Origin of the sequence: Pseudomonas morbosilactucae, from assembly GCF_023241665.1 — a bacterium.
In the GTDB taxonomy this organism is placed as follows: Bacteria; Pseudomonadota; Gammaproteobacteria; order Pseudomonadales; family Pseudomonadaceae; genus Aquipseudomonas; species Aquipseudomonas morbosilactucae.
In genome coordinates this window covers 1-10,170 of the sequence record NZ_JALQCX010000061.1, presented here as the reverse complement: position 1 = coordinate 10,170, position 10,170 = coordinate 1, and the positions used below count along the sequence as shown (strand labels likewise).

The 10,170-nt window shown below is 63.6% G+C and carries 14 protein-coding genes; 9 read left to right on the top strand and 5 right to left on the bottom strand.

All coding sequences use genetic code 11. The features are described 5' to 3' along the window. Positions 1-201: 201 nt before the first annotated feature. The 4 genes from M1B35_RS27230 to M1B35_RS27215 all read right to left on the bottom strand — a co-directional run bounded on the left by M1B35_RS27230 (position 202) and on the right by M1B35_RS27215 (position 3,753). Positions 202-1,158: an AraC family transcriptional regulator gene (locus M1B35_RS27230; protein WP_123335600.1), complete on the bottom strand. Its 957-nt coding sequence runs from the start codon at positions 1,156-1,158 to the stop codon at positions 202-204. A gap of 163 nt (positions 1,159-1,321) precedes the next feature. After that, positions 1,322-2,251, bottom strand: a complete 930-nt coding sequence (catA, locus tag M1B35_RS27225) for a catechol 1,2-dioxygenase (RefSeq protein ID WP_123335599.1) — start codon at positions 2,249-2,251, stop codon at positions 1,322-1,324. Between the two features lie 52 nt (positions 2,252-2,303). Next, complete coding sequence (catC, locus tag M1B35_RS27220; RefSeq protein WP_123335597.1) at positions 2,304-2,594, bottom strand: muconolactone Delta-isomerase; 291 nt, start codon at positions 2,592-2,594, stop codon at positions 2,304-2,306. 10 nt (positions 2,595-2,604) lie between these two features. After that, positions 2,605-3,753, bottom strand: coding sequence for a muconate cycloisomerase family protein (locus M1B35_RS27215; protein ID WP_268263612.1), 1,149 nt, complete (start codon positions 3,751-3,753; stop codon positions 2,605-2,607). A gap of 124 nt (positions 3,754-3,877) precedes the next feature. Here M1B35_RS27215 and M1B35_RS27210 point away from each other — a divergent pair, with 124 nt between their 5' ends. Together M1B35_RS27210 and M1B35_RS27205 are read left to right on the top strand one after the other, a co-directional pair. Further along, entirely contained in the window at positions 3,878-4,765 is an 888-nt protein-coding gene (locus tag M1B35_RS27210; RefSeq protein ID WP_268263611.1) for a LysR family transcriptional regulator, read from the top strand. Positions 4,766-4,916: 151 nt separating this feature from the next. Beyond that, a complete protein-coding gene (locus M1B35_RS27205) occupies positions 4,917-6,179 on the top strand; it encodes an OprD family porin (RefSeq protein WP_123335591.1) in 1,263 nt (420 codons plus the stop codon). A gap of 115 nt (positions 6,180-6,294) precedes the next feature. Here the strand turns inward: M1B35_RS27205 and M1B35_RS27200 are convergent, their stop codons facing one another. Further along, a complete protein-coding gene (locus M1B35_RS27200; RefSeq protein WP_268263610.1) occupies positions 6,295-7,047 on the bottom strand; it encodes an outer membrane beta-barrel protein in 753 nt (250 codons plus the stop codon). A gap of 184 nt (positions 7,048-7,231) precedes the next feature. Here M1B35_RS27200 and M1B35_RS27195 point away from each other — a divergent pair, with 184 nt between their 5' ends. The 7 genes from M1B35_RS27195 to M1B35_RS27165 form a co-directional block, all read left to right on the top strand. Further along, complete coding sequence (locus tag M1B35_RS27195; protein WP_268263609.1) at positions 7,232-7,732, top strand: RDD family protein; 501 nt, start codon at positions 7,232-7,234, stop codon at positions 7,730-7,732. Between the two features lie 36 nt (positions 7,733-7,768). Beyond that, on the top strand, positions 7,769-8,104 hold the full coding sequence (locus M1B35_RS27190) for a DUF6388 family protein (protein ID WP_268263608.1): 336 nt from the start codon (positions 7,769-7,771) through the stop codon (positions 8,102-8,104). Positions 8,105-8,147: 43 nt separating this feature from the next. Next, complete coding sequence (locus tag M1B35_RS27185; protein WP_123335583.1) at positions 8,148-8,852, top strand: YoaK family protein; 705 nt, start codon at positions 8,148-8,150, stop codon at positions 8,850-8,852. Positions 8,853-8,917: 65 nt separating this feature from the next. Further along, positions 8,918-9,310, top strand: a complete 393-nt coding sequence (gene tusD / locus M1B35_RS27180; RefSeq protein ID WP_123336095.1) for a sulfurtransferase complex subunit TusD — start codon at positions 8,918-8,920, stop codon at positions 9,308-9,310. Between the two features lies 1 nt (position 9,311). Further along, complete coding sequence (tusC, locus tag M1B35_RS27175) at positions 9,312-9,674, top strand: sulfurtransferase complex subunit TusC (protein WP_268263607.1); 363 nt, start codon at positions 9,312-9,314, stop codon at positions 9,672-9,674. Continuing rightward, positions 9,674-9,970: a sulfurtransferase complex subunit TusB gene (tusB, locus tag M1B35_RS27170; RefSeq protein WP_123335579.1), complete on the top strand. Its 297-nt coding sequence runs from the start codon at positions 9,674-9,676 to the stop codon at positions 9,968-9,970. The genes tusC and tusB overlap by 1 nt, the downstream gene beginning before the upstream one ends. Then, positions 9,967-10,170: TusE/DsrC/DsvC family sulfur relay protein (locus tag M1B35_RS27165; protein ID WP_268263606.1), on the top strand; the 204-nt coding region annotated here is incomplete at its 3' end. The genes tusB and M1B35_RS27165, both read left to right, overlap by 4 nt.

Here is a 10,170-nt window from a genome sequence, read left to right as displayed (position 1 = left end):
GGGGCCTGCCCGCAACACCGTTGTAGGAGCCGGCTTGCCGGCGATGGCGGTCTTGAGCGTTGTGTTGGGCTGGTGGGCCTTATCGCTGGCAAGCCAGCGCCTACAGGGGGGCAGCCCGCAGCACCGTTGTAGGAGCCGGCTTGCCGGCGATGGCGGCTTCCGGGACGCTATCGCTGGCGAGCCACCTGCGGGAGCGTGGGGTCAGTGGCGGCGTTTGAGGGTGTCGGAGGGCAGTTCGCCGAATTGCTTGCGGTAGTTTTCCGAGAAGCGCCCCAGGTGCAGGAAGCCGAAGTCCATGGCCAGTTCGGTGACGTTGCGCACGTGGCTGCTGGGGTCGCGCAGGCAGGCGTGGACCCGCTCCAGCTTCTTCTGGCGGATGTAGTGCTTAGGGGTGGTCTGGGCGTTGCGTTCGAACAGGCCGTACAGCGAGCGCAGGCTCATTTGCGCCTGTTGCGCCAGCTCTTCGCAGCCGATGTCTTGCTTGAGGTTGCGCTCGATGTAGTCGGCAATCACCTCGAAGGTCGCCGACGATGAACCCAGGCCTGCGCGCCGGACGTTGGTCTTCATCAGGCTGAGCATTTTGCTGACCACGATCTGCGCGTAATGCTCCTGGACCTTGGGCATGCACTCGGCCGCCTCGGCCTCGCGGCAGACCATGCTCAGCAGGTTGATAAAGCCTTCCAGCTCATGCAGCTGGTAGCGGTTTTCCAAAAAGCGCACGCCCTGCCCCGGGTACAGCCAGCGCTGTTCCTGGCACACCGACTCCAGCAGGCGGGTGGGCATCTTGATGATGAATTTTTCGCAATCGTCGGAATAGGTCAGGTCCACCGGGTCATCGGGGTTGATCAGCAACAGTTCGCCCGGGGCGAAGTAATGTTCCTGCTGATGGCCGCGCCACAGGCAGTGGCCGCGCAACAGGACTTGCAGGTGGTAGATGGTTTCCAGGGCCGGCGAGGTTACGCGCACGCTGCCGCCGTAGCTGATGCTGCACAGGTCGAGGCTGGCGAACTGGCGGTGATTGAGGCTGGCCTGGGGGCTGCCGGACTTGGGCAGGCGAATGCAGTGATTGCCCACGTGCTGGTTCACATAGCCGGATACCGCGTAGGGGTCGGCCTGCACAAACACCCGACTGCGCTCACTCAACAGATGCGTTTCCATAACCCGGTCACTCTGATTGTTATTATCGGACGGTGATCGATCGCCACCGCTGGCTTATCACGCAACGCTTTTAAACACTGTTTTACAACGCTTGCCACAATGCCAAAAACCACGGGACGGCCGCTAGGTCATCCCGTGGTTGGAAACATCAGCACATCATTTATCAGTCTTCCAGGGCGCGCACTCGCTCCATGCGCTGCTGCTCTTCAGGCTGGGCCGACGACTGCAGGGTGAAGTCGAACTCGATTTCGGCAAAGCGCCCGCTGACGCCCAGTGCCTGGGCCCGCGCCGGGTCTTCGCTGAAGGTGATCTGGGCGATCAGCTCGTCGCGGGTGGCGTAGGCGAAGTCGTCGTGCAGGTACTGATCGCCGTCCAGGTTGATCTGGGTGGTCAGGTGACGATGGTCGTCCGCCGAGATAAAGAAGTGGATGTGCGCCGGGCGCTGGCCGTGGCGACCCAATTGGTCCAGCAGTTGCTGGGTCGGGCCATCCGGCGGGCAGCCGTAGCCGGACGGCACGATGCTGCGGAAGCGATAGCGGCCCTCGGCGTCGGTGACGATGCGCCGGCGCAGGTTGAACTCCGACTGGCTGCCGTCGAAGTAGGAATAGGTGCCGCCGGTGTTGGCGTGCCACACGTCGACAATGGCCCCGGCCAATGGCTCGCCGGCGGTGTTCTTGACCTGGCCCTGCATGAACAGCACCACGCCCGGGTCGACGCCGTCGTCGAGGCGCGCCTCGCCCTGGCTCAGGGGTGCGCCGGCCACGTACAGCGGGCCCTCGATGGTGCGCGGGGTGCCGCCGCTTTTGCCGGCCTGTTCGTCGGCGGCGTCCATCAGCAGGTCCAGGTAGTGCTCAAGGCCCAGGCCGGCCACCAGCAAACCGGCTTCCTGGCGCGCACCCAGCACGTTGAGGTAGTTGACGGCTTTCCAGAATTCTTCCGGGGTCACTGCCAGGTCTTCGATGATGTTCACCGAGTCCCGCAGGATGCGGTAGATGATCGCCTTGGCCCGTGGGTTGCCGCCTTCGGTGAACTGGCCGCTGGCCTCTTCGAGAAACTGCTGGGCGGCGGCAGTATGGGAGATTTTGACGTTCATGATTAATTCCTCATCTTGTATTTATTAGAGTGTTGAACGGGCTGGCACGGGCTCAGCGGTCATCCTCATGAATGGACGAAGGATGCCTGCACATCGCATCGACTTCGATAGCCATGTACGGGTACAGCGGCAATTGCATCAGCAGGTCGTGCAGTTCTTGCACGCTGTCGACGTCGAACACGCTGTAGTTGGCGTACAGGCCGGCGATGCGCCACAGGTGCCGCCACTTGCCCTGCTGTTGCAGGCGCTGGGCCAGGGCCTTTTCGTCGGCCTTGAGCTGGGCGGCGCGTTCGGGGTTCATATCGACCGGCAGATTCACGGTCATCTTGACGTGGAACAGCATGACGCTCTCCTCAGACGTGATGAAGGGTGGGGGTGTTTTTGTCACGGCGGAAGAACGCCAGGCGCTCCTCGTCCAGGCTCAAGCCCAGGCCTGGGGCCGTGGACACATGCAGTTGGAAGTCGCGGTAGACCGGTGGCTCTTGAAGGATGTCCTCGGTCAGCAGCAAGGGACCAAAGAGCTCGGTGTCCCAACTCAGCTTGTTCAGGGTCAGGAAGGCATGGGCCGAGGCCAGGGTGCCGATGCCGCCTTCGAGCATGGTGCCGCCGTACAGGCCGATGCCCGCTGCCTCGGCAATCGCCGCGGTGCGCAGGGTGGCGCGGGGGCCGCCGTTTTTGGCGATCTTCAGGGCGAACACCGACGCCGCACCTTCGCGGGCAAGGTTGAAGGCGTCTTCCACGCATTCGATGGATTCGTCAGCCATGATCGGCGCCGGGCTCGAAGCGTTGAGGCGAACCATGCCCGAACGGTTGTTGCGCGAGATGGGTTGTTCGATCAGGTCGATGCCGTTGCCGCCGAGGATGCGGCAGGCCCGCAAGGCCACGGCCTCGTCCCAGGCCTGGTTGACGTCGACCCGCACGCTGGCGCGGTCGCCCAGGGCTTTTTTGATCGCGATCACGTGGGCCAGGTCGCGGTCCACTTCACCGGCGCCGATCTTCAGCTTGAAGATGCGGTGGCGGCGCAGGTCGAGCATCTGTTCGGCTTCGGCGATGTCTTTGGCGGTGTCGCCGCTGGCCAGGGTCCAGGCCACGGGCAAGGCGTCTCGCACACGGCCGCCCAGCAGCTCGCTGACCGGCAAGCCCAGGCGTTTGCCCTGGGCGTCGAGCAAGGCGCTTTCGATACCTGATTTAGCGAAGGTGTTGCCACGGATGCTGCGCTCCAGGCGCAACATGGCGGCGTTGATGTTGGCGCCGTCCTGACCGACCAGCAGCGGGGTGAAGAAACGGTCGATGTTGGTCTTGATGCTGTCGGGGCTTTCGTTGCCGTAGGCCAGGCCACCGATGGTGGTGGACTCGCCAATCCCTTCGATACCGTCTGCGCAACGTAGGCGGATCAGCACCAGGGTCTGGTTCTGCATGGTGTGCATGGCCAGCTTGTGGGGGCGGATGGTCGGCAGATCGACGATGATCGTTTCGATCGATTCAATGGCGGAAGCAAGCATGTCCATACCCGTCAGGTTCTTGAAGTTATGGCACCGATTCTGTTCCGGCTTTTTCCGAGGTTCCAATATAGAATTGATCTGGCTCGATACCTTAAAGGTATTCACAAATCTCATCGGAGGCTGCATGGAGCTGCGTCATCTGCGTTACTTCCAGGTGCTGGGGCAAACCCTCAACTTCACCCGCGCCGCCGAGCGCCTGCACATCGCCCAGCCGCCCTTGAGCCGGCAGATCCAGCAACTGGAGGACGAACTCGGGGTGCTGTTGCTGGAGCGCGGCCGACCGCTGCGGCTAACCGAGGCCGGGCGGTTTTTCTATGACCATTCCAGCGTGCTGCTGGAGCAGTTGACCAAGGTTTGCGACAACACCCGGCGCATCGGCCAAGGGCAAAAAACCTGGCTGGGCATCGGGTTTGCGCCCTCCACGCTGTACGGGGTGCTGCCACAACTGATCCGCCGCCTGCGCGGCAACGAGGGCCTGGAGCTGGAACTCGGGCTCTCGGAAATGACCACCTTGCAACAAGTCGAAGCCCTCAAGGCCGGGCGTATCGACATTGGCTTCGGGCGCATTCATATCGACGACCCGGCCATCGTCCAGCGGGTGCTGACCGAGGATCGCCTGGTGGCCGCCCTGCCTGCCGGCCACCCGCTGCTGGGGCAACCGGTGACCCTGGCGCAACTGGCCGAAGAGCCCTTTGTGCTGTACCCGGGCAACCCACGGCCCAGCTATGCCGACCATGTGATCGCGCTGTTCGGCGCCCACGGCCTGAACATCAAGATTGCCCAGTGGACCAATGAGCTGCAGACCGCCATCGGCCTGGTGGGCGCCGGTATCGGCATCACCCTGGTGCCGGCCTCGGTGCAGGTGCTGCACCGCGATGACATCGGCTTCAGCCCCTTGCAGGAAAGCAACGCCACCTCCCCCATCATCCTCAGCCGCCGGGTCGGCGACGGCTCGCCCGGGCTGGAACATTGCCTGCGGATGATCGACGAACTGCGCGCCGGCCGAACCTGAGCCCGGCGTTTTATCGCGACCCGCCACGGGTCGCGCCTCCCCTGTGCAGAAAAGGGATAAAGGTCTGCACAAAGCGGCTATTGCCCACCCCACCACGTCCCTAGCCTGCGCGGCAGTGAACTGCTTTCAATAACAATAAGAGTGAAAAGCAATGAAACCTGCGAAGAACCTGGGCGTGCTGTCCTGCGGCGCGCTGTGCCTGAGTGCCCCCCTTCCCCTGTTGGCCGATGACGGCGGCTTTATCAAAGACGCCACGGCCACCCTGCAAGCGCGAAACTACTTTTTCAGCCGGGACTACTCCGATATCCGCGGCCCGGAAAAATCCATGGCCCAGGAATGGGCCCAAGGCTTCATCCTCAATGTCAAATCCGGCTATACACCGGGGTGGCTGGGCGTCGGGGTGGACGCCATCGGCACCCTGGGGCTCAAGCTGGACAGCGGCAAGGGCCGGGTCAACAGCGGCCTGCTGCCAGTGCAAGCGGATGGCGAGGCGGCGGACAGTTACAGCCGCCTGGGGGCGGCGCTGAAAGTGCGCCTGGGCAAAACCGAGCTGCGGGTCGGTGAGTTGCAACCCAACCTGCCGGTGCTGAGCTTCAGTGATATCCGCTTGCTGCCGCCGTCCTATCAGGGTGCCAGCCTGACCTCCAACGACATCGACGGCCTGACCCTGCAAGGCGGCCACCTGCGCTCCACCAGCCTGCGCAACGAATCCGGCCACAGCGACTTGCAGGCCATGCTGGGCCATGTACCGCAACGCCAGGTCAGCAGCGACGGGTTCAACTACGGCGGTGCCGACTACGCCTTCAATGGCAAGCGCACCACAGTCAGCGCCTGGTACGGCCAGTTGGAAGACCTCTATCAACAGCGCTTTCTCGGCCTCAAGCACAGTCAGCCAGTGGGCACCTGGGTTCTCGGGGCCAACCTCGGCTACTACGACGCCAATGAGGACGGCCGCCAATTGCTGGGGCCGATCGACAACCGGGCGTTCTTCTCCCTGCTCTCGGCCAAGCGTGGCGGGCATACCTTCTATGTGGGCTACCAGGGAATGTTCGGCGACAGTTCGTTCCCCCGGGTGTTTGCCAACATTACGCCCCTGGGCAACGAAGTACCGACCTATGAGTTCGCCTACGCCGACGAGCGCTCGTGGCAGGCGCGCTATGACTATGACTTCGCGGCCATGGGCATTCCCGGCCTGACCACCACCGTGCGCTACATCAGCGGCGACAATGTGGACACCGGCAAAGGCTATGAAGGCAAGGACTGGGAACGCGACCTGGACATCGGTTATGTGGTGCAGTCTGGCACCCTGGGCGGTCTGGGGATCAAACTGCGCAACGTCGCAGCACGCTCCAACTACCGTACCGACATCGATGAGAACCGGGTGTTGCTGAGCTATACGTGGAAGCTGTTGTAGAGCCCCACCCGTAACAGGGGCGCAAGGTTTGAGGGCGTGATCGCTGGCAAGCCAGCGCCTACAAGGGGGTATGCGGCGTAACCATCCTGTAGGAGCCGGCTTGCCGGCGATGGCTTTAGAAGGCCAGGCCGACCTTGACGCCGTATTCGTTGCGCTTGAGGCGGGTGTTGTCGGCGACGTCCGAATCCTGGTCCAGCTTGTATTCGGTGCGGGTGTAGTAGACACCGGCCATCACTGGCATCGCAGCGTTCTGGTTCATCAGGAAGCTGACTTCGGCGTAAGGGTTGGTGCGGTCCTTGAGGTCCACGTTGTCGCTGCCCAGGCCATCGACCTTGATGTGGGTCTTGGCGTTGAAGGCGCGGCGTGCCCCCAATTCCACTCGCAGGGTGCCGTTGTCGAACTGGTGGTTGTAGCCCACTGCTGCCTTGGCGAACGGCGACTTGTTGGTCAGGTGCAGGTCGAAGTCGTCGGTCTCGGGCTCGTAGCGGGTCCAGCTGTAACCGCCGCCCACCAGCACGTCGACAAAATTGCGCGCATCCAGGGCGGCGCGCCAGCCCAGGTCCAGGTCGGCTTGCCCTTCCTTGAGCTTGTTATCGTCGCTTTTGCCGAACTTGGCTTCGACACCTGCCTGGTAGACCCACCCGGCTTCACCGGTCAGCTTGTTGCCGAAGGTGTAGAACACCCCGGCCTCGGGCAGGTGGTAGTCCTGCCTGTCGCCCCCGTCGTCGAGCTTGAAGTCGTTGTAACTGCCCATGATGCCCAGGGTAGAAATGGGGCCGGTGGCCGGTGCCGCCATGACGCAAACCGGCAGCGCGGCCAGGACAACGGCGGAGGATTTCACCAGCAGGCGTGCGAGTAACCTTGACATTGCTTTTCAATCTCCATTTAGAAGGCAAATCATTTACCAACGCCTTCGAACAGCAGGACTTTGAAAAGGTTCAGGTTTTCTTGCCACCCTGTGCACCACCCCACAGTTTTACGCCGTTGGGACGGCCTTCAGTGTTGCACCGTACAATGCGCCACCCGCTCTGCCAGGAATTCCGGAAACCCACATGGACGTCTCAAGAACCCAACTGATCCTGCGCCGCGGCGTTGCCTTTGTGCTCGACCACGTGGTGGTGCTGCTGGTGTATTTAATCCTGTCCCTGAGCCTTCACTGGCTGCTGGCGCTGCCATCGGTCAGCGCAATGCTCGAGCTTGAGCAACAGCGGTGGCGGGAACCCTATCTGCATTCGATCCTGTTCATGGTGATCGGGCCCTTGTGCTTCGTGGCCTGGGAGTACTTGTTCAAGGGGCGGACACCCGGCAAGTACGCCTTGGGCCTGGTGGTGATCAATGGCGCGGGTGGCGCGCCGACGCTGATCCAGGTGCTGATCAGGGGCGCGACCCGCTACCCGGAAGCAGCCTTGCTGTTTATCCCCTTTCTGGCCTGCACGGAATCACGCCGCTGCCAGCGAATAGGCGATATGCTCGCCCGCACCTACGTGATCCCGCGCAAGGACCTGCAGCAGATGCGTAGCGAAATGCCCGAACAGCCAACGACCCAGCCTTGAACCATCAAGGCTGCCCGTGCCCCTCAAGGAGCCCTGATGCCCGCCCACGCACCCCATCACCAACTGGCCCTGGACCGCTTCCTCGCCGCCCGCCCCGCGCTGCGCGAATCGCTGGACAAGCTCAACCCGCTGGAGGCCCAGGTCAAGGGCGAAACCCCGGAGCAGTACCGCGAGGAACGTCTGCACGAAGCCTTCGAGGCCGAAGCCGAACGCCTGGGGCTGTTTGCCTGGGAACTGAGCTTGCAATTGACGGCCGCCAGCGCTGAAGATTTCCAGGCCCAGCGCCTGGAAGTGCACAAGGAAGTGGCGGAAATGGCTGGCATGGACTGGGCAGAATACTGCCAGTTGCACGGCCTGGACTTCGTACGCTAGGCCCCGTTCACCCGCTAGGACCACCGCCCATGAGTGCTCGCTGATGCTGCCACTGCCCCCCAAACCCCGTACCCACCCCGGGTTGCTGCATACCCAGAAATGGCGTGGTCGGATCGGCCTTGGCCTGGTGGCCAGCCTGTCGGTGCTGGCGGGCATGACCGACGCCATCGGCTTTATGGCCACCGGTGATTTCGTCTCCTTTATGAGCGGCAACACCACGCGCATGGCGGTGGCCATCAGCGACGGCGACTTCAGCCTGACCCTGCGCCTGCTGCTGTGCATCGCCACCTTTATTCTCGGCAACGCCCTGGGCATCGTCGTCAGTCGCCTCGGCGGCCGCCGCGCCCTGCCCCTGCTGCTGTGCACCGCCACCCTGCTGTGCGCGGCGGCAGCCTGGCCGTTTACCAGCCAACTGCCGGCGCTGCTGGTGGCGATTATTGCCATGGGCATGCTCAACGCGGCGGTGGAACAGGTGAACGGCCTGCCCGTGGGCCTGACCTACGTCACCGGCGCCCTGTCTCGCTTCGGCCGCGGGCTGGGGCGCTGGATGCTCGGTGAGCGGCGCAGTGGCTGGCGGGTGCAACTGGTGCCGTGGACCGGGATGCTGGTCGGAGCAGTGATCGGCGCACTGCTGGAACACCAGATGGGCATCCGCGCGCTGTGGGTCAGCGGCGCGTTGTCGGCGCTGCTGGGGCTGGCGTCGCTGAAGATTCCCCACCGTTGGCAACTGGGTTACATGCCGCGCTGAATCGGGCTTCGCCGGGCCGGGCAGAAAGCTTTATCATTGCGCCAGATTTGTTGACCGAGTCCGTCATGAAGTTCGCCATCGCCCTGTTCTCCGCCGCGCACACGCCCTCCTCGCGCCGCGCCCTGCTGTTCGCCCAGGCGGCCCTGGCCGGCGGGCATGAGATTGTCCGGCTGTTTTTTTATCAGGACGGCGTGCACAGCGCCGCCAACACCGTCGTCACGCCCCAGGATGAGCAGGACCTGCCCCGGCAATGGCGCGACTTCGTCAGCCAGCACCAGCTCGATGGCGTGGTGTGTATCGCCGCCGCGTTGCGCCGGGGCGTATTGAATGCCGAAGAGGCCCAGCGCTATCAGCGCTCGGCGGTGAACATCGAAGCCCCTTGGGAATTATCCGGCCTGGGCCAGTTGCACGATGCGGTGCAAGCGGCCGATCGCCTGATCTGCTTTGGAGGGCCTTGAAATGCCCAAGTCCCTATTGATTGTCAGCCGCCAGGCCCCCTGGTCCGGCCCAGGCGCCCGGGAAGCACTGGACATCGTGCTGGCCGGCGGCGCCTTCGACCTGCCCATCGGCGTACTGTTTCTCGACGACGGCGTGCTGCAACTGGCGCCGGGGCAAAAGGCCCAGGCCCTGCAGCAGAAAGACTTGAGCGCCAACCTGCAGGCCTTGTCGCTGTTTGGCGTCGAGGAATTGTTTGCCTGCGCCAGCAGCGTGGCGCAACGGGGCCTGGACCCGGCAGCGCTGAACCTGGATGAGGTGCAGGTGCTCGGCGACGCCGAACTGCAGGCCCTTATCGACCGTTACGACCAAGTGATGACCCTCTGATGTCGACTTTGCATGTGCTGTCCCATTCGCCCTTCACCGACACTCGCCTGAGCAGTTGCCTGCGCCTGCTGGGCAGCCAGGACGCCCTGCTGCTGTGCGGCGATGCGGTGTATGCCCTGCAACCGGGGACTGCCGCCTGGGCCGAGCTTGCTGGGCGTGAAGCCCTGGCCCTGTTCGTGCTGGAGGAAGACCTGCAGGCCCGGGGCATCGAGCTACCGAGCGGGGCCAAGGCCATCGACTACCCGGCGTACGTCGAGCTGACCCTGGCCCATGACAAGGTCAACACCTGGCTATGAACGCACTGACTGTGGGCGAACGCGCCATCGAACTGGACAAGGACGGTTACCTGGTGGACCTGGGGGATTGGTCCCATGAAGCGGCCGAGGCCCTGGCCGCGGCTGAAGCGCTGGACCTGACGCCCGAACATTGGGAAATTCTCGAGTTGCTGCGCGGCTTCTACCAAGAGTTTCAGTTGTCGCCGGCCACCCGGCCCCTG